The organism is Natrinema versiforme, from assembly GCF_005576615.1.
GTDB lineage: Archaea > Halobacteriota > Halobacteria > Halobacteriales > Natrialbaceae > Natrinema > Natrinema versiforme_A.
The window spans coordinates 791,373-809,072 of sequence record NZ_CP040330.1; the positions used below are offsets into that span (position 1 = coordinate 791,373).

At 65.6% G+C, this 17,700-nt stretch carries 17 protein-coding genes and 1 tRNA gene; 12 read left to right on the top strand and 6 right to left on the bottom strand.

Going from position 1 to position 17,700, the window contains the following annotated elements; genetic code table 11:
* Window positions 1-27: 27 nt before the first annotated feature.
* A complete protein-coding gene (locus FEJ81_RS03855; protein ID WP_138244035.1) occupies window positions 28-465 on the bottom strand; it encodes a universal stress protein in 438 nt (145 codons plus the stop codon).
* Between the two features lie 193 nt (window positions 466-658).
* Here FEJ81_RS03855 and FEJ81_RS03860 point away from each other — a divergent pair, with 193 nt between their 5' ends.
* Window positions 659-1,033, top strand: coding sequence for a VOC family protein (locus FEJ81_RS03860; protein WP_138244036.1), 375 nt, complete (start codon window positions 659-661; stop codon window positions 1,031-1,033).
* A gap of 30 nt (window positions 1,034-1,063) precedes the next feature.
* On the opposite strand, the gene FEJ81_RS03865 is transcribed toward FEJ81_RS03860, so the two are convergent.
* Window positions 1,064-2,272 (bottom strand): MFS transporter, encoded by a 1,209-nt coding sequence (locus tag FEJ81_RS03865; protein WP_138244037.1) that lies wholly within the window; start codon window positions 2,270-2,272, stop codon window positions 1,064-1,066.
* A 324-nt stretch (window positions 2,273-2,596) separates the two neighbouring features.
* Between FEJ81_RS03865 and citZ the strand changes: the two genes are divergently transcribed.
* From citZ to FEJ81_RS03910, 9 genes are all read left to right on the top strand, one after another.
* The gene (gene citZ, locus FEJ81_RS03870) at window positions 2,597-3,745 is read left to right on the top strand and encodes a citrate synthase (RefSeq protein WP_138244038.1); all 1,149 of its coding nucleotides are present in this window, start codon (window positions 2,597-2,599) and stop codon (window positions 3,743-3,745) included.
* A 100-nt stretch (window positions 3,746-3,845) separates the two neighbouring features.
* Window positions 3,846-4,295 (top strand): gamma-glutamylcyclotransferase family protein, encoded by a 450-nt coding sequence (locus FEJ81_RS03875; RefSeq protein WP_138244039.1) that lies wholly within the window; start codon window positions 3,846-3,848, stop codon window positions 4,293-4,295.
* Between the two features lie 262 nt (window positions 4,296-4,557).
* Entirely contained in the window at window positions 4,558-5,769 is a 1,212-nt protein-coding gene (gene ilvA / locus FEJ81_RS03880; protein ID WP_138244040.1) for a threonine ammonia-lyase, read from the top strand.
* A 180-nt stretch (window positions 5,770-5,949) separates the two neighbouring features.
* Window positions 5,950-7,497, top strand: a complete 1,548-nt coding sequence (locus FEJ81_RS03885) for a cytochrome ubiquinol oxidase subunit I (protein WP_138244041.1) — start codon at window positions 5,950-5,952, stop codon at window positions 7,495-7,497.
* Window positions 7,490-8,494 carry a cytochrome d ubiquinol oxidase subunit II gene (locus tag FEJ81_RS03890; RefSeq protein WP_138244042.1) on the top strand — a complete coding sequence of 335 codons (1,005 nt, stop codon included), beginning with the start codon at window positions 7,490-7,492 and terminating at the stop codon, window positions 8,492-8,494. The genes FEJ81_RS03885 and FEJ81_RS03890 overlap by 8 nt, the downstream gene beginning before the upstream one ends.
* 76 nt (window positions 8,495-8,570) lie before the next feature.
* On the top strand, window positions 8,571-8,960 hold the full coding sequence (locus FEJ81_RS03895; RefSeq protein ID WP_138244043.1) for a Rid family detoxifying hydrolase: 390 nt from the start codon (window positions 8,571-8,573) through the stop codon (window positions 8,958-8,960).
* 6 nt (window positions 8,961-8,966) lie between these two features.
* A complete protein-coding gene (locus FEJ81_RS03900) occupies window positions 8,967-9,212 on the top strand; it encodes a hypothetical protein (protein ID WP_138244044.1) in 246 nt (81 codons plus the stop codon).
* Between the two features lie 47 nt (window positions 9,213-9,259).
* A tRNA-Ser gene (locus FEJ81_RS03905) sits at window positions 9,260-9,340 on the top strand.
* 706 nt (window positions 9,341-10,046) lie between these two features.
* Window positions 10,047-10,739 (top strand): SOS response-associated peptidase, encoded by a 693-nt coding sequence (locus tag FEJ81_RS03910; protein WP_138244045.1) that lies wholly within the window; start codon window positions 10,047-10,049, stop codon window positions 10,737-10,739.
* Between the two features lie 38 nt (window positions 10,740-10,777).
* On the opposite strand, the gene FEJ81_RS03915 is transcribed toward FEJ81_RS03910, so the two are convergent.
* Window positions 10,778-11,707 carry an NAD-dependent epimerase/dehydratase family protein gene (locus tag FEJ81_RS03915; protein ID WP_138244046.1) on the bottom strand — a complete coding sequence of 310 codons (930 nt, stop codon included), beginning with the start codon at window positions 11,705-11,707 and terminating at the stop codon, window positions 10,778-10,780.
* Between the two features lie 111 nt (window positions 11,708-11,818).
* Window positions 11,819-13,078, bottom strand: a complete 1,260-nt coding sequence (gene prf1, locus FEJ81_RS03920) for a peptide chain release factor aRF-1 (protein ID WP_138244047.1) — start codon at window positions 13,076-13,078, stop codon at window positions 11,819-11,821.
* Window positions 13,079-13,318: 240 nt separating this feature from the next.
* Here prf1 and minD point away from each other — a divergent pair, with 240 nt between their 5' ends.
* Window positions 13,319-14,224: a cell division ATPase MinD gene (gene minD, locus FEJ81_RS03925; protein WP_138244048.1), complete on the top strand. Its 906-nt coding sequence runs from the start codon at window positions 13,319-13,321 to the stop codon at window positions 14,222-14,224.
* Between the two features lie 311 nt (window positions 14,225-14,535).
* Window positions 14,536-15,051 carry a hypothetical protein gene (locus FEJ81_RS03930; protein WP_138244049.1) on the top strand — a complete coding sequence of 172 codons (516 nt, stop codon included), beginning with the start codon at window positions 14,536-14,538 and terminating at the stop codon, window positions 15,049-15,051.
* A gap of 121 nt (window positions 15,052-15,172) precedes the next feature.
* On the opposite strand, the gene argS is transcribed toward FEJ81_RS03930, so the two are convergent.
* Both argS and udk read right to left on the bottom strand, forming a co-directional pair.
* The gene (gene argS / locus FEJ81_RS03935) at window positions 15,173-16,951 is read right to left on the bottom strand and encodes an arginine--tRNA ligase (protein WP_138244050.1); all 1,779 of its coding nucleotides are present in this window, start codon (window positions 16,949-16,951) and stop codon (window positions 15,173-15,175) included.
* 54 nt (window positions 16,952-17,005) lie between these two features.
* Window positions 17,006-17,683, bottom strand: coding sequence for a uridine kinase (gene udk, locus FEJ81_RS03940; RefSeq protein WP_138244051.1), 678 nt, complete (start codon window positions 17,681-17,683; stop codon window positions 17,006-17,008).
* Between the last annotated feature and the right edge of the window lie 17 nt (window positions 17,684-17,700).

The window sequence follows — 17,700 nt, forward strand, 5'->3', positions numbered from 1 at the left end:
TCTCGAGCCGTCTTCTCTTTCGTGGCGTCAGTCGGCGATGATGACCGGCCGGTCGGCGTCGATGATGACCTGCTGGCTGACGCTGCCGAAGAGCGCTTTGCCGACAGGGGACCGTTTCCGGCCGCCAAGCAGGATCGCATCGGCGTCGACATCCGACGCGACCTGCGTGATTCCGTCGGCGGCGTCGCCGACCAACTCCGCGCGGTCGACCTCGATGCCGTCGGCTTCGAGCCGCTCTTCGACCAGCGACACGGTGTCGGGCACGTCCCGGATCTCCGACAGCGACTCGTTGAGTTCCTCGATGAACGTCGCCCCGCCCTCGTCGGGCATGGTGTCGATCTCCTCGAGGACGTGCAGTACCGTCACAGTCAGGTCGTCGGGATCGGCCGGCAGCGAGCGCAGGGTCTCGATCTGCGCGGTCACGCGCTGCTCGTCGGTGTCGACCGGAATGAGGACGTGATACATATCCTATCGTCGGGACCGCGCCGTCAAAGTCGTACTGGCAGTTCCCACCGTCTGAGGGTGGAGACGGGGCGACGGCATCTCCGACCCGGAACCGGCGGACCGTCTCGAGCCCGGGCGGTTCGGATCGGCTCGAGGCCTGCCAGCCCCGACGAATGTCAGTAACCCTTTGACTGGGGGCGTCATCACCGATACCATGGATGTCATTCACACTGCGCTGTGGGTATCGGACATCGACCGGACACGCGGGTTCTACATCGACGGGCTCGGACTCACGGAGAACTGGTCGTTCACCGGCGACGACGGCGTCGAAAACGTCTACATCGGCGGCGAGAACGGCGAGTTCCAGTTCAAGTACGACCCCGACGGCGAGACCGAAATCGACGCGGGATCGATGGCCCACGTCGCGGTCGGCGTCGACAGCACCGACGAGACCTTCGAGCGACTGGTCGAGCGCGAGGACCCGCCGGTCGAGACGGAGCCGACAACGATGGACGAAATCGACGTTCGCGTCGCGTTCGTCGAGGACCCGAACGGCTACGTCGTCGAACTCGTCGAAGAACTCGAGTGAGCCGGCGGCGGCGTCGTGCGACTCGAGCGACTACTTTTCGGCGGCGTCGGTCGCGGCGGGGTTCTCGACGGCCGGCGGCGTCCGGACGACCTGCACGAGGAGGCCGGCCGCGACCGTCACGACGGCGGCCAGAAAGAGCCACGAGGTGCGGTAGCCGACCGTGTCGGCGAGATAGCCGAACGCGGGCGGCGCGACGAGCGCGCCGCTCGTGAGCGCGAGTTGGCCGCCGGCAGTCGCGCCGCCCATCTCGTCGGCGCTGACGAGCGTCGCCATGACGGAGTAGTAGACGCCCGTGTAGCCGAGCACGAAGAAGCCGAGCACGCCGAACGCGACCGCGGCACCGAGTTCGGTGCTCGTCGACGCGACGACGACGAACATGACGGCGCTGCCCAGCGACTGGACGACGAGCAGCAGCCCGATCCTGACGCGGGGCTCGCCGGGCAGGACGTCGCTCAGCCAGCCGGTCAGCACGCGGCCGACGCTGCCGAACAGTTGGACGAGAGCGAGGACGACGCCGCCGAAGCCGACGGACGCGCCGATCGACTCCTCGACGTAGAGGACGGTGTACCCGGTCGTCGTGAACAGGGCCGCGCCGAGGAAGAGCCCGGCGGTCGTCAACACGACGTACGGCCGGTTCGAGAGCAGCGCGCCGAAGTCGGGATAGTCGGCGACGCCGCCGTCGCTGTCGCTCGAGTAGCTCAGATAGAAGGCGACGGCGACGATCACGCCGACGCTTGCGGCGACGAGAAAGCCGGTTTGCCAGACGAAGGCTCCCGCGAGGCCGGTGATCAGGAGCGCGCTGATGCCGCTCCCGCCGGTGACGCCGACCTGTTTGATACCCATCGCGAGGTTCTGGCGACCCGGTTCGATGTTGTCGAAGACGGCTTTGTTCGTCCCGGGGATCGCCGTCCCGTAGGCCGATCCCAACACGAACACTGCCGCGAGCAACAGCGCGTACGTCGGAGCGCCCGCGACGAGGAGCGTTCCCGTCGCGAGCCCGATGAGACCGAGCGTCAGCGTCAGTCGCTCGCCGAAGCGGTCCGTCAGCGCGCCGAGGGGCAACAGGAAGACGGCGTAGCCGAGGGTAAGCGTCGTGACCACGAGGCCGACCGAGAACCGCGAGAGCCCGAAGGCGTCCCGGAAAAAGGGCGTCGCGGCGAAGATCGCGTAATAACAGATGCTCGCGGAAATCTGCCAGATCGTGACGAGGGACACCGTCTTCCAGTACGACCGATCCATCACTCGGTGATCCTTTGCAAAGGGGTTCAAAAAGAGTGACGGGGTGACGCCTGGCTCGAGGTTCAGAAAACATGTCCAACGTTGCCGTCCCGCATTCGTCATCGGGTTTTCGCCGGCGAAACTCGCGACGGCCGCCCACACAACTCTTCACGAAAGACAATTATAGTAGTCGTCCCGACCATCGACTGACTATCTGTTCGTTCGATCACGAAACGAGCATTCGTCTGTAGTCGTAAAACCGGCAAAATGCGAACATCCGGAGTGTCGATCGACGCCACCGGGCAAACGATAATACTTTTCCATTGGCGTCCGAAATCCTTGACTATGTCTGACGACCTCAAGAAAGGGCTCGAGGGTGTGTTGGTTGCCGAATCGGAGCTCAGTTCGATCGACGGTGATGCCGGTCGGCTGATCTATCGCGGCTACACGATCGAGGACCTGGCTCGCGGCGCGAGCTACGAGGAAGTCCTCTACCTGCTCTGGAACGGCCACCTCCCGACCGAAGACGAACTCGAGCCGTTCGCGGACGCCCTGATGGACGAACGCGAGGTCGACGACGATGTCCTCGAGACGATGGAGAAACTCGCCGCGGCCGACGAACGGCCGATGGCCGCGCTCCGGACTGCAGTCTCGATGTTCTCCGCCTACGAACCCGAAGCCGACGCCGATCCCGAGGACCTCGACGCGACGCTGCGGAAGGGCCGTCGGATCACGGCCAAGATCCCGACCGCGCTCGCGGCCTTCGAGCGCTACCGCCTCGGTGAGGAGCCCGTCGACCCCCACCCGGATCTGGGTCTCGCCGCGAATTTCCTCTACATGCTGACCGGCGAGGAGCCGGACGACATCGCCGCCGAGACGTTCGATCAGGCGCTCATCCTGCACGCGGACCACGGCCTGAACGCCTCGACGTTTACCTCGATGGTCATCGGCTCGACGATGGCCGACATCTACAGCGCCGTGACCGGCGGCATCAGCGCCCTCTCGGGGCCGCTCCACGGCGGCGCGAATCAGGACGTCATGGAGGTCTTAATCGAGATCGACGAGAGCGACCTCGACCACCGCGAGTGGGTCGAACAAGCAACCGCCGAGGGCCGTCGTATCCCCGGCTTCGGCCACCGTGTCTACAACGTCAAAGACCCCCGCGCGAAGATCCTGCAGGAACGCAGCAAGGAACTCGCGGAAAACGGCGAGGGCAAGTGGTACAACTACACCACCACCATCGAGCAGTTCCTCACCGAGGAGAAGGGCCTCGTCGAGAAGGGAATCGCCCCGAACGTCGACTTCTACTCCGGCTCGGTCTACTACCAGCTCGGCATCCCGATCGACATGTACACGCCCATCTTCGCCATGAGCCGCGCCGGCGGCTGGATCGCCCACGTCCTCGAGTATCAGGATGACAACCGCCTCATCCGCCCGCGCGCCCGCTACACCGGCCCGCAGGATCAGGCGTTTGTTCCGCTCGAAGAGCGGTAACGCACGCCCGAGTCCGATTCCGTTTTTTCTCTCAGTTTCGCTGCTCGTTTTCGCGCCCGGTATCAGTACGCGCAAGCCCCTCGAGCCCGAACGAACACTCGTGGACGTCTTCGTCTACGGTACGCTGACCGACCCCGACCGCGTTCGGACCGTCCTCGAGACGGACGCCGCGACTGCGGCAGCCACGTTCGTCGGCCGCGCGACCCTCGAGGGGCTCCACCGGGTCGACGGCCGGTATCCGACGCTCGTACCCGGCGGCAGCGCCGACGGGCGACTGCTCGCGGTCGACAACGTGGGACTCGAGCGACTCGACCGGTACGAGGGAGTCGACAGCGGGCTCTACGTGCGAGTCGCGGTGCCAGTGGCGGGTCAGGACGACGACCTGCAGGAAGCTGCGGAGCGGGACCGGGACGACGAACGGTGCTGGGTGTACCTCGGCGATCCTGACCGACTCGGCGTCGACGCGACGTGGCCCGGCGACGGCCCGTTCCGCGAGCGGGTGCGAGCGTTCGTTTCGCACACCGATCTCGCGGTTCGGAACCACGAATGACGCCCGTCTGTCTTCCGTCTGACGCCACCTCTACCCCGTCGCCCTCTCGCGGTTTCACTTCCACCGCGGGTGCATGAGATTTATATGGTCAGGGTCCCCTTCTCCAGTTGCACGTCACACGCCGTGCATTCCCTGTATTCCCTGTCGTGCTGTCCAGGTTTGACAGCACATCGCTGTTGGGGGGACGACGGTGCGGGCCCGGCGACAGGCTCTCCCGGTCCCCGACAGTAATCCTTACACCGCACGCCGAGTAGACGGTCGTATGCTGGAACTCGACGATATTCTCGAGGCGCGCGAGCGAGTCCGAGCGACGGCTCGGCACACGCCGCTCGAGCACTCCCACACCTATTCGGCGATGACCGGGGCCGACGTCCGCCTGAAACTGGAGACCTTCCAGCGGACGGGCGCGTTCAAGATCCGCGGGGCGACGAACCGGATCGCGACCCTCTCCGAGGCCCAGAAGGACGCCGGCGTCGTCACCGCGAGCGCGGGCAACCACGCACAGGGGGTCGCGCTCGCGGCCACGCGGTCGGGCGTCGACTCGAAGATCGTCATGCCCGAGCACGCGCCGATTTCGAAGGTCAAGGCGACGAAGAGCTACGGTGCGGAGGTCGTCCTCTCCGGCCGGGACTACAACGAGGCCGCCGAGCGCGCCCACGAGATCGAACGCGAGGAGGACCGCACCTACGTCCACGCTTTCGACGACGAGTACATCATGGCCGGGCAGGGAACGATCGGCCTCGAGATACTCGAGGACTGCCCCGAGGTCGAGACCGTCGTCGTCCCGATCGGCGGCGGCGGGCTCATCAGCGGCATCGCGACCGCGATCAAGGAGCAAAAACCCGACACGCGGGTGATCGGCGTCCAGGCCGACGGTGCCTCGAGCGCCGCGAAATCCCTCGAGAAAGGCGAGCGAATTTCGCTCGACGGCGTCGACACCATCGCGGACGGCATCGCCACCCGCAGCGTCGGCGAGCAGACCTTCCCCTACATTCAGGAGTACGTCGACGAGGTCGTCACCGTCTCCGATCCCGAGATCGCCGTCGCGTTGGTCTACCTGCTCGAGCGCTCGAAGACCCTCGTGGAGGGCGCGGGCGCGGTTCCCCTCGCCGCGGTCCTTTTCGAGAAATTCGACTATGCCGAGGACGAAGTCATCGTCCCCGCGCTCTGTGGCGGGAACATCGACCTCAACACGCTCACTAACGTCATCGTCCGCGGCCTCGTCGAGACCGGTCGCTACCTGAAGATCAGAACCGTCCTGAAAGACAGGCCCGGCGCGCTCGAGGACCTGCTGGATATCTTCACTGAACACCGGGCGAACATCTACGCCATCCACCACGACCGGACCTCCCGCGACGTCGAGATGAGCGATACGGAGGTCGAGATCGAACTCGAGATGCGCGGCCCCGACCACGTCGACGCCTTCCTCTCGGCGCTCCGGGACGCGGGGTACGAAGTCGACGTGCTCGCCTGAGTCCCTCTATTTGCCGGATTCGCTGTTGTCATCGACCGACTCGCGGCTCGGGTCGGCTGCCCGCCGATAGGCCCGTAGCGTCGTCAACGCTGTGAGCGGTTCCCAGCGCTCGAGAATCGCCGAGGACCCGTCAAACGGCGGCCGGTTATCTCCGATCGGGTAGTCAGCCCCGAGCTTCCAATGGTCGATCCAGCCCTCGCCAGTCGACTCCAGTTCGCGCTCACGACCATCGTTCACATTATCTTCCCCGTGATGAGCATGGGCCTCGCGCCCTTTCTCGTCTACTTCACGTGGAAGTCCATCCGTTCGTCCGACCCACTCTGGGAGCGCCAGCGACGCTTCTGGACCCGGCTCTTCGCGATCAGCTTCGTCGTCGGCACCGTGACGGGCCTCGTCCTCGAGTTCGAGTTCGGGACGAACTTCGCGGCGTTTTCGACGTTCGCCGGCGAACTGTTCGGCGGTCCGCTGGCCGTCGAGGGGATGATGGCCTTCTTCCTCGAGGCCACGTTCCTCGGCGTCTTCGTCTTCGGCCGCGAGAAGGTCGGCGACGCGCTCTACATGTTCTCGGCGATCGCCGTCGGTCTCGGAACGTGGCTTTCGGCGGTCTGGATTCTCATCGCAAACTCGTGGATGCAGACACCGCGTGGCTACGAACTCGCCCAGCGGAACGGGCAACCGGTCGTGACGCTCGTCGACCCCGTCGCGGCCTACCTCAACCCCCGATTCCCGTGGCTGTTCGTCCACATGCAGTCCGCCGCCGTTCTCTCGGTCGCGCTCTTCATGGCCGGCGTCGCGGCGTACTTCGTCTATCGCTCGAGCGACGGTGGCACCGAGAGCGGCGAGACGGCGGATTCGGGCGACGAGAGAGCGGACTCGAGCGACGATCCCAGCGCCGTCGAGACGACTGCTGGATCCGACGACGCCCGCTTCTGGCGAACGACGCTGAAGATCGCACTGGTCGTCCTCCTCGTGACCGCGCCGTTTCAGGTCGTCCACGGCGACTCCTACGCGCGCCACGTCGCCGAGACCCAGCCCCAGAAGTTCGCCGCCATGGAGGCCCAGTACGAAACCGAAGCGCCGGCCGCGCTTCACCTGCTCGCGATTCCGACCGATCCGAGCGCCTTCACCGACCCCCGCGCGGAGAACCTCTGGACGGTCGATATTCCGGCGATGGCGTCCGTGTTGGCCAGCGGGGGCGATCCGTCCTACGAGGTGACCGGCCTCGACGAGTTCGAGGGCTCGCCGCCGGTCGCGATCGTCTTCTGGTCGTTCCGCGCCATGGTCTTGCTCGGCTTCTGGTTCGTCGGACTGGCGCTGTGGAGCGGCTACCGCTGGCGGCGTGGCGACCTGTTCGACGATCAGCGGCTCCACCTCGCCTTGATGGGCTCCGCCCCGCTCGGTTTCATCGCCGTCGAGACCGGGTGGATCGTCACCGAGGTCGGTCGCCAACCGTGGGTCGTCCAAGGCTTGCTCCGGACCGAAGACGGCGTCTCACCCGGACTCACCGGCACCGAAGCGACGCTGACGCTCGCCGGCTTCGCACTCGTCTACACCGCCCTGCTCGTCGGCTACGGCTACGTCGTCCGGCGGCTCGTTCTGGCCGGGCCGCCCGAAGTCGAATCAGCCACCGGGTCGACGGCGGAGCGGAAACCGAACCCGGAGCCGACAGCGGACTCGAGCCCAGACGACGGGACGGCGTCGACCCCGGAGGTGTCGACTGATGACTGAGCCCGTCAGCGCGACGCTCCCGCCGGTCGCGCTCTCGAGCCCGATCGACTTGCCGACGCTGTGGGTCGCCGTCGTCTTCGCGTTCCTCGGTACGTTCCTCTTCCTCGACGGCTTCGACTTCGGGGCCGGAGCGCTGTTCGCGACCCGAACCGACGAGGAAGAGCGCGAGCGCATCCTCGCGGCGATCGGCCCCTTCTGGGACGGCAACGAGGTCTGGCTGGTGGTCTTCGGCGGCGGCCTGTTCGCGGCGTTTCCGCCGCTCTATGCCTCTCTCTTCAGCCGCCACTACCTGCTGCTCTTCGGCGTGCTCGGGGCGCTCATCTGTCGCGGCCTCGCACCCGAGTTCTACGAGCAACGCGAGGACGAGGCGTGGCAGCGCTGGTGGGGCCGCGCGTTCGTCGTCGGCAGCGTCACAGCGCCGCTGTTGCTCGGCGTCTTCGTCGGCAACTGGCTGCTCGGAACGACCGTCACCGAGGCCCCCGCGACCGTGCTCGTCGGCCTCGCCGTCGTCGCGCTCACCGTCGTCACCGGCGGTGCCTTCGTCGCCCTGAAGACCGACGGCTCGCTCGCGGCCGACGCCCGGACGTGGGGGCTGCGCGCGCTCGCCGCCTATCTCCTCTCGCTCGTCGCGGTCTTCCTCGCACTGGTCGCTCGGCCTGCCGTTCGACCCGCCCTGCTCGAGCCCGTTCCGTTGGCGCTCGTCGCCGTCTCGAGCGCGGTAGGCGGCGGTTACGCCCTCGCGATCCGGCGCGAGCGCGACCGCCTCGCGTTTTTCGCGGCCGGCGGACTGACCTACGCGCTGGTCGCGCTCGTCGCGGTGTTGCTGTTTCCGACGCTCGACCCCGCGACCGGGCTTACCGTCACCGAGGCCGCGATCTCGTCGCCCGCGATCGGTCTACTGACGCTGTCCGCGGCCCTCCTCGTGCCGCTGGTCTGTGTCTACTTCGCGGTCCTCTACTCGACGTTTGCTGGACCGGTCGAGGCCGAAGGGTACTGACCAACCCATCGGTCTCGGATATCGACAGCGATCCGGACCTCGAGGCTTTAAGCGCGGTCGGATACACGCTTCGGGTATGAAACGAATCATCGAAACCGACGACGCGCCCGCTGCGGTCGGCGCGTACAGTCAGGCGGCCGGGAACGACTCGCTGCTGTTCACCGCCGGGCAGATCCCCATGACCGCCGACGGCGACCTACTCGACGACGAGCCCATCGCAAACCAGACCGAGCAGGCACTGTACAACCTCGACGCCGTCCTCGACGAGGCCGGCGCGAGTTCCGAAGACATCCTCAAGGTGACCGTCTTCCTCGACGATATCGACGACTTCGAGGCGATGAACGAGGCCTACGCCGACTACTTCGACGACCAGCCGCCGGCCCGCAGCGCCGTCGAGGTGTCCGCGCTGCCCAAGGGCGTCGGCGTCGAAATCGAAGCGATCGCGTCCCTCGAGGACGAGGCATAGCCCGCCGTGAGCGGCTATCCGGCCGGACGGATGGGGGTCGATCCGCGGGCGAAATCCGCCGCCCTGTGGGGTCTCGTCGGCTTCCTGTCCTTTCTGGTACTCGTCCAGAGCTATGCCCTGCTCGCAACACCGATCGTAACGATTACGGGCGCGCTGGGGCTCGGACTGGTCGTCGGGCTCGCCGCGGGGATCGGGGCGTACGTGCTCGAGCCGCGACTCGCTGCGCGGGCGGCCGATCGCCGGACGGAGTAAACGTATCTCGTAAGGGTTAAACGACGGACCCGGTTAGGATGACGTGAGCCAGGATGGCCGAACGGTAAGGCGCACGCCTGGAAAGCGTGTTCCCTTTGGGATTCAGGGTTCAAATCCCTGTCCTGGCGTTTCTGTCGCGAACAACATCGTGAGCGACAGATACCCAACGAAGGATTTGAATCAGGGAGGTCGCGCACAGCGAGTGCAACGAGCGAGCACGTCCGACTGTGGTTCAAATCCCTGTCCTGGCGTTTCTGCCGAAATCGACCGACGAGCAACGCGAGTCGCGATTTCGGCGAAACGTAAATGTCGGGATTTGAACACGCGAGTCGCATGCGGTCGAACGAAGTGAGACCGATCGTCTCGCATCTGTTCAAATCCCTGTCCTGGCGTTTCTGTCACTGTAAGTCAGTGAACGAATTCGCCGCGCCGTCGCGGCGAATTCGTGTAACCGTTACAGTGACAGTATATTCTGTCGCGAACAACATGAGCAACGGCTCTCTCGAGCGAGACTGCGTCGACGAAAGGGTAGGGGTACGGATGGAGCGCGTTACCGCTCGAGTTCGACAGGGGAGTCGGTCGCGATCCAGCAGTCGGGGTCATCCGGGTCTCTGAGTTCCAGCCGACCGCTCTGACACACCACCATTTCGTATCGGTCGTTCACGATGACCCCGACGAGGACTCCACCGGGATCGGATATCGTAACAGGGCCCGTACCGGTTGCTCGAGTCGGCGTAAGGGCCGCATACTGACCATGGGGCGGCGATTTTCGGTCGGTCGTCGGAAACGACCGAGACGGGACACGCCTTTGGTCCGGCGGCCCGAGGAACAGGTATGTGCGGTCGCTACACGCTCGTCGTCGAGCAAGCGGACCTCGAGTCGCGGTTCGACGCCCGGTTTCGTGAGAGCGAGTTCGCTCCTCGCTACAACATGGCTCCCGGACAGGAGCTTCCGGTGATCACGAACGAGGAGTCGGAGACGTTCCAGCGCCTCGAGTGGGGGTTGGTGCCGTCGTGGGCCGACGACGACAGCGGCGGGCTAATCAACGCGCGGGCGGAATCCGTCGATGAGAAGCCGAGTTTCGAGGCGGCCTACGAGCGACGGCGGTGTCTCGTTCCCGGGGACGGGTTCTACGAGTGGGTCGAGACGGACGAGGGAAAACAGCCCTACCGAGTCGGATTCGAGGATGATCGAGTGTTCGGGATGGCGGGGCTGTGGGAGCGCTGGGAGCCGGAGACGACCCAGACGGGCCTCGACGCGTTCGGCGGCGGCGTCGACGACGACGCAGAGAGCGGGCCGCTCGAGACGTTTACGATCATCACGACCGAGCCGAACGACCTCGTCTCGGAGCTGCACCACCGGATGGCGGTGATCCTCGAGCCTGACGCCGAACGGCGCTGGCTCTCCGGCGACGCCGGCCGCGAGGTGCTCGAGCCACACTCGGCCGACGGAATGGAAGCGTATCCGGTCTCGACGGCGGTGAACGATCCCGGGACGGACGAGCCGTCGCTGGTCGAGCCGCTTTAGGGACGGTCCTCGAGCCCGGCGAAAACAGCCGGAATCGCTTACTGCAGTTCGTCGATAATCTCGCGCGTCGACCGGCGGACCGCCTCGTCGCTCGAGAGGCGGGGCTCCCAGCCCAGCGCCGAGAGCTTCTCGATCGAGAGGCGCATCTTCGGTACGTCGCCGGTCCAGCCGCGCTCGCCGCCGGTGTACTCCCGCTCGGGGTCGACGTCCAGTTCCTCGGCGACGATGGTCGCGATTCGATCGACCGAGGTCGTCGTGCGGGTGCCGAGATTGTAGGTGTTCATCGCGTCGTCGGCGGTATCGATTACGTGCAGCATGGCGTCGAGACAGTCCTCGACGTGGAGGTAGGACTTCTCCTGTCGGCCGTCGCCGAGGATGGTCAGCGACTCGGGGTTGTCCCGCAACTTCTCGATGAAGTCCGGGATCACCGCGCCCCGGAGCCGCGGCCCGACGACGTTCGCAAAGCGGAAGTTCCAGACGGTGAGGTCGTGGCTGTGGGCCCGCGCCGAGAGCAACCCTTCGTCGGCCAGTTTGCTCGCGCCGTAGGCGCTGATCGGCTCGAGGGGCGCGTAGTCTTCCGGCGTCGGCCGCGGAGCCTCGCCGTAGACCGTCGAGGAAGAGGTGTAGGCGATGTCGGTCACGCCGGTGTCGGCCATCGCCTCGAGGATAGTCCGGGTCATCCGCGTGTTATCGTCGAACTGGCCGTGGGGCCGGTCCGTATCGACGTGTTTCGACGCAGCGAGGTGGAAGACGAGGTCGATATCCTCGAGGTGGCCGTCGAGCGCGTCGGGCTCGGTCAGATCGGCCTCCAGGAAGTCGGCCTTGTCCGGAATCCGGTCGGCGTCACCGTTCGATAGGTTATCGACGACCGTTACGGACGCGCCGTCGGCGAGCAGGCGTTCGGTGAGGTGCGAACCGATGAAGCCGGCCCCACCCGTCACGAGCACGCGTCGGTTCGAGATGGCCATGGTCGATGGATCACCGACGCGGTGTTAATCCCCATGTCAGATTTCGCTGGCAGAGAGACGGCGAAACGCGTCGCTCGTCGCGACTGCGAACCGAACGAACAGAAAAGCCGCTTAGACGCCGGTGGAGTAGCGAAGGAGGCCGGCGAAGCCGCCGAAGGCGTTCAGCAACTGTTCGCCCTTCTCGAAGTCCGTCGAGATGAACTTGGTCTCGGTGCCGCGTTGTTCGGCGATCTCGATGAGGTGATCGATGGCGTCCTCGCGGTCCTCGTCTGCTGCCTCGACCTCGGTGCCACACTCGGTGCAGGTGTGAGTCGGCGTCGACTTCCGGCGGTCGACGACCTCGCGCTCGGTGGTGTCACAGTCGGGACAGTCGTAGGTGATCACGTCCTTTCGAAGGTCCTCGCTGATGAGCAGTCGGTCGACCGACCCCATCATGAGGTTCCGGCGGGTCGGCTCGAACCCGTAGGTCGCCAGATCGCCGGCGTTGAGTTCCTCGAAGAACTCCTCCATCACCTTCTTGTCCTTCATCACCTCGGCGTCGGCGAGCGCGTCTTCGGCGTTGTCGACGAGGTCTTTCAGGCCGGACTCGTCGGTGTAGGCCACGTCGAACTTGCCCAGTACGGTGTCCTGCAGTTCGTGGTGGAGGTAGTCGCCGTCGAGGAACTCGTCTTTGGTCGGCGAGGGACCGCCGACGAGAATGCCGTCGAGTTCGTGGCGACGGGGGACGAACAGGTCGTTCGCCATCCCCGCGACCTCCTGATAGAAGTTGTCGATGGCCTCGAGGCGCAGGCGGGCGAATCGCTGGGCGGACTGGCCGCCCTTTCGCTGCTTGCCGGGGACGAGCGAGGAGGCGGACTTGACCGGTTCGATGCGCTTGCCCTTCAGCCAGCCGACGTTCGCCTCGCGCCGGTCGAGGACGATCAGGCCGTAGAGGCCCTTGTCGGCGAGCATCTCCTCTAAGGGCTCGGTCAGGAAGTCCGAGTCGCAGTGATAGCGGAACGACTCGATGGGCTGGGGCGGACTCTCGAGGACTTTCGTGACCATGTCGGTACGGCCGCCGCCGGAGTCGACGGCACCCGAAAACAGGACGATGCCGTTGTCCGGCGGGTAGGTGTCGTAGTACCGCAGTCGGTCTTTGATACTCGTCAGCGCGTCCTGGACGGCCGTTCGTGTCTGTTTCGACTTGATGTTGGCCGCTTCGCTGTGTTCCTGCGTGACGTGTTGGACGACGTCACTGATCTGTCTATCGTCTGGAATGTAGATCGTCACGAGCTGCGTTCCGGAGCCGTCGTAGTCCTTGAGATCCTCGATGACCTTCCGGAACTCGTACTTTTTCCGGTCGGATTGCTCCTGCTCGCCCTCCTGGCTCATTACCCGTATAAAACGGGGCTGTGGGTAAGAATCCTTTGACACACCTGTCGACGTGGGACCGAGTCCCCCGGAGGCGCGGAACCGAATATCGGAACGAGATGTGTTAGATCCCGCTAAAACGGAGTCGACCGCGGCTCGCGGTACCCCCGTCTCGCCGATCTGTCGGCCGCTCGCCACGACTCGCGAGGTGTGGTGACGATTTAAGGTGTTCCCGTTCTAGGGTCCGGACAGTACCCGAGTATGTCTCACGAGACGGTCTACGCCATCGCGAGCGGGAAAGGCGGCGTCGGGAAGACGACGACGACGGTAAACCTCGGCACGGCCCTCGCAGAGGCCGGCGAGCGCGTCGCGATCGTCGACGCCGACCTCGGCATGGCGAACCTCGCCGGGTTCGTCAGCCTCACCCCCGACTCGACCACCCTATACGACGTGTTAGCCGGAGATGCATCGATCGACGACGCCACCTATCGACTGGCGGACAATATCGTCGCCGTGCCGAGCGGCACCAGCCTCGACGAGTACGCCGAAACATCCCCCGAGGGACTGCGCGAGGTCGTCGATGAACTGCGGTCCCAGTTCGACTACGTCTTTCTCGACGTCGGGGCCGGTATCAGCCACGAAACCGTCCTCCCGCTGGGACTCGCCGACGCCGTCCTCCTCGTCTCGACGCCCGAACCCGCCGCCGTCCACGACTCGACGAAGACCCTCGAGTTGACCGATCGGTCCGGCGGAACCGTCGCCGGGCTCGTCCTCACCCGGACCCGCCCGGACGGCGATATCTCCCACGAGGAGATCGCCGACCGCCTCGAGGTGCCTCTGCTCGGCACGATTCCCGAGGACCCTGCGGCCCGCGACAGCGTCTACGCGGGGACGCCGCTGGTCGTCTTCGAACCCGACGGACCCGCGTCGGCAGCCTACCGCCGGCTCGCAGCGGACCTGACTGGCGTCGACGTTCCGGTCCCGACTGGGGGCGACGAGACCGGTGCGGACGACGACTCCACCCCCGCTGACTCTGCGCCGGAGCAGGCGGGCGCTACCGCCGAGTCGACCGCGGCCGACTCGGAGACCGATGACGATACCGACGGTCGGCAAGCGGCACACGACGACGTCTCGAGTGCGATCACGGAAGCCGAGTCCGATCGCTGATCTCGGCTCCGTCGACGGGACCGATTGGTCCCGAAATCGGTCGGTAAGGAGCGCTTTCCGTCGTGAACTCGTCTCTCGGCTCGCTCGTTTTTCTCGAACGGAGCGATTACCACCGGCTCGTGACTGTCTTCGCCGGCTGACCGTCGTGACCGGACTCGCTCGATCTGTCGCCGGAACGCACTCTTTTCGATCCGTTTGTCGGTCGTTTCCGAGACGGTTTCGACGCGCGCAATCGGTCGAACGAGTCGGTCTCGAGGACAGAAACGGTAACGAACTGATTACTAATCATGGCGGTTCCCGATGGGTCGTCCATGGAGCGACGAAAGATCCTCCTCGGCAGTGGCGCAGCGCTCGCAACCGTGCTCGCGGGTTGTTCCAGTGACGAGACCGGCGACGACTCCGAGTCGAACGATGACGACGACGAATCACTCAACAACGACGGTAGCGACGATACCAATGAGACCGACGATAAGACCGACATTCCCGGGCTCGACCGCGACAAGATGAAAGTCGACAGCGACAAGCTGTCGATCAAGGACGTCAACAAGGACGCCGACACGGTCGATGTCGTCGCGACGACGACCACGACGGATCCCGAGACGCTGCGAGCGGAACTCCAGTCCCTCGGCGAGACGGTCGCCGCGGCGATCACGGATCCCGAAGCGTTCGCCACCGAGGTCAACAGCGTCACGTGGGTACTCGAGTCCGACGGCGCGAAGGTGATGTCGTTCTACGTGGACGTCCAGTGGGCGCTCGCGTACATCAACGACGAGATGAGCGAAGACGAGTTCGTCGAGACCGTCCTCGCGACCTCCGACGAAACGTAGTAAGTGGCGACGCGGTTACAGTAACCGGTGTTGTTCTTTCGGCCCGAGACGGACAGCCGCGAGTCCGTCGAACGTGTTTGGTGTCGGCGGACAGTAGGAATGGTAGAAGATCAGCGGCCGCTCACATCGACCGCGGCGCGGCCACGCCCATGATCGAGAGGGCGTTCGCGACCGCGTGTTTCGAGGCCGCGACCAGCGCCAGCCGCGCCTCGCGGACCTCGGGATCGACGTCGTCGGCCAGCACCGGACACTCCCGGTAGAAGCCGTTGAACCGGTCGGCGAACTCGCGGGTGTAGGTCGCGATCTGGTGGGGCTCGAGGTCGTCCGCGGCCTCGTCGACGACCGCCGGGAACCGCGCGGTCGTCTCGAGGAGGTCCCGTTCGGCCTCGGTTGCGAGGAGGTCGGCGTCGACGGCGGTCTCGACGTCGTCCATCCCGGTCTCGGGGTCGATCCCTGCCTCCTCTAAGATGCCACAGCAGCGCGCGTGGACGTACTGGACGTAGGGGGCGGACTGGGCCTCGAAGTCGAGCGCGCGGTCCCACTCGAAGGTGATCGCCTTCGTCGGTTGCTTGGAGACGATGTCGTAGCGGACCGCGCCGATCCCGACCTGATGGGCGATGCGTTCGATGTCTGCCTCGTCCAGATCGTCGTCGCGGATGCGGTCGTCCAGCCGGTCCTCGACCTCGTCGCGGGCGCGGTCGATCGCCTCGTCTAACAGATCGTCCAGATCCACGCCGGTCCCGCGGCGCGTGCTCATCTTCCCCTCGGGCAGGTTCACGTAGGAGTACAGCACCTGCCGGAGCCTGTCGGTGTCGTTGCCCAGTAACTCGAGGGTCGTCCGGACCTGCTTCGCTTGCAGTTTGTGGTCCTCGCCGAGCACCGTCACCGCGCGGTCGTAGTTGTCGAACTTCCACTCGTGGTGGGCCAGATCGCGGGTGGCGTACAGCGACGTGCCGTCCGATCGGAGGAAGACGAGGTTCTTGTCGATCCCGTGGTCCTCGAGTTCGAGCTGCCACGCGTCCTCCTCGTAGACCGATTCGTCGAGGTCCTGTAGCCGGTCGACGAGGTCGTCGGTGTCGCCGTTGCGCATGAACCGCGTCTCCTTGACGAACTCGTCGAACTCGGCGGGCAGGCGCGCGAGACACTCCGTCATCCCGCCGAGCACCTGATCGACGACCTCGCTGACCCGCTCGTAGGCCTCGTCGTCGCCTTCCTCGAGCCCCTGCATGATCGACTCGATCTCGGCCTCGGCTTCCTCGACGTCGTCCTCGTCGGCGTTCTCGAGGTAGGCGTTGCCCTTGCGGTAGTAGCGCACGAGGTCGTACTCGATGCGGTCGCGCTCGGGTTCGCTCTCGAGGTCGTCCTCGTCGAAGGTCTCGTAGGCCCACGTGAAGACGGCCATCTGCCGGCCGGCGTCGTTGACGTAGTAGTGGCGGTCGACGTCGTAGCCGGCGAAATCGAGCAGATTAGCGACGGCGTCGCCGATGATCGGGTTTCGGGCGCGCCCGACGTGGACCGGCCCCGTCGGGTTCGCGCTCGTGTGCTCGACGACGACGCTGGTGTCGCGGTCGGACAGGTGGCCGTAGCCCTCGTCGGTCGCTTCGCCCAGCGTCTCGGCGAAGTATGCGTCGCTCGGCAGGAAGTTCAGATACGGCCCCTGCGTCTGAATCTCGGACACGTAGGTCAGTTCGTCGGCGTCGACCTCGTCGGCGATCTGCCCCGCGACCTGTGGCGGGGGTGCGCCGGCCTCGCCGGCGAGTCGGAACGCCACGCTCGAGGCGAGGACGCTCTCGACGTCCTCCGGGGGTTCTTCGATTCCGAGGTCGTCCGTCGGGAAGTCCAGTGTCGAGAGCGCCCGCTCGAGGGCGTCCTCGACCTCCGCGCGCAGGGAGAGGAACATACCCGCCCGTATTCAGGGCTCGAGTAAAGGAATGTCGGGTTTCGGTTGCGGCGGTCAGTTGATCGCCTGTCCGTCGAACGACAGTTCGCGGTCCGAGCCGTCGGATCGCTCCGAGTCGTTCGGCAGTTCGGCCTGTACCTTCTCGATCAGGAGATCGAGCGCCATCCGATTCGCACCCTCGGGAATGATCACGTCGGCCTGCTTCTTCGTCGGGGCGACGAACTGCTCGTGCATCGGTTTGACCGTCCCGAGGTACTGGTCGATGACGCCCTCGAGGTCGCGGCCGCGCTCGATGACGTCGCGTTCGATCCGGCGCAGGATGCGGACGTCCGCGTCGGTCATCACGTACACCCGCAGGTCGAGCATCTCGCGGATCTCCTCGTCGTAGAGGGAGAGAATTCCCTCGAGGACGATGATGTCCGAGGGCTCGACGGTGACGCGTTCGTCGGTGCGGTTGTGCAGTTCGAAGTCGTACTGGGGCATCTCGATCGACTGGCCGGTCAACAGCGCGTCGAGTTGCTCCCGGAGCAGGTCCCACTCGAACGCGTCGGGGTGGTCGTAGTTGATCTGCTCGCGTTCCTCGAAGGCCAGATGCGAGAGGTCCTCGTAATAGTTGTCGAGCGGGATCCGCGTGACGGCCTCGCCGACGGTCTCCGCGACCGTGCGTGCGACCGTCGTCTTCCCGGCACCCGTGCCGCCGGCGATCCCGATGGCGAACGACGGTATACTCATTGTCCGGACCTGGGTCG

Excerpts from the sequence above, each read along its gene's own strand:
- FEJ81_RS03855 (WP_138244035.1), bottom strand. The coding sequence starts at position 465 with ATGTATCACGTCCTCATTCCGGTCGACACCGACGAGCAGCGCGTGACC.
- FEJ81_RS03860 (WP_138244036.1), top strand. The coding sequence starts at position 659 with ATGGATGTCATTCACACTGCGCTGTGGGTATCGGACATCGACCGGACA.
- FEJ81_RS03865 (WP_138244037.1), bottom strand. The coding sequence starts at position 2,272 with ATGGATCGGTCGTACTGGAAGACGGTGTCCCTCGTCACGATCTGGCAG.
- citZ (WP_138244038.1), top strand. The coding sequence starts at position 2,597 with ATGTCTGACGACCTCAAGAAAGGGCTCGAGGGTGTGTTGGTTGCCGAA.
- ilvA (WP_138244040.1), top strand. The coding sequence starts at position 4,558 with ATGCTGGAACTCGACGATATTCTCGAGGCGCGCGAGCGAGTCCGAGCG.
- FEJ81_RS03885 (WP_138244041.1), top strand. The coding sequence starts at position 5,950 with ATGGTCGATCCAGCCCTCGCCAGTCGACTCCAGTTCGCGCTCACGACC.
- FEJ81_RS03890 (WP_138244042.1), top strand. The coding sequence starts at position 7,490 with ATGACTGAGCCCGTCAGCGCGACGCTCCCGCCGGTCGCGCTCTCGAGC.
- FEJ81_RS03895 (WP_138244043.1), top strand. The coding sequence starts at position 8,571 with ATGAAACGAATCATCGAAACCGACGACGCGCCCGCTGCGGTCGGCGCG.
- FEJ81_RS03910 (WP_138244045.1), top strand. The coding sequence starts at position 10,047 with ATGTGCGGTCGCTACACGCTCGTCGTCGAGCAAGCGGACCTCGAGTCG.
- FEJ81_RS03915 (WP_138244046.1), bottom strand. The coding sequence starts at position 11,707 with ATGGCCATCTCGAACCGACGCGTGCTCGTGACGGGTGGGGCCGGCTTC.
- prf1 (WP_138244047.1), bottom strand. The coding sequence starts at position 13,078 with ATGAGCCAGGAGGGCGAGCAGGAGCAATCCGACCGGAAAAAGTACGAG.
- minD (WP_138244048.1), top strand. The coding sequence starts at position 13,319 with ATGTCTCACGAGACGGTCTACGCCATCGCGAGCGGGAAAGGCGGCGTC.
- FEJ81_RS03930 (WP_138244049.1), top strand. The coding sequence starts at position 14,536 with ATGGAGCGACGAAAGATCCTCCTCGGCAGTGGCGCAGCGCTCGCAACC.
- argS (WP_138244050.1), bottom strand. The coding sequence starts at position 16,951 with ATGTTCCTCTCCCTGCGCGCGGAGGTCGAGGACGCCCTCGAGCGGGCG.
- udk (WP_138244051.1), bottom strand. The coding sequence starts at position 17,683 with ATGAGTATACCGTCGTTCGCCATCGGGATCGCCGGCGGCACGGGTGCC.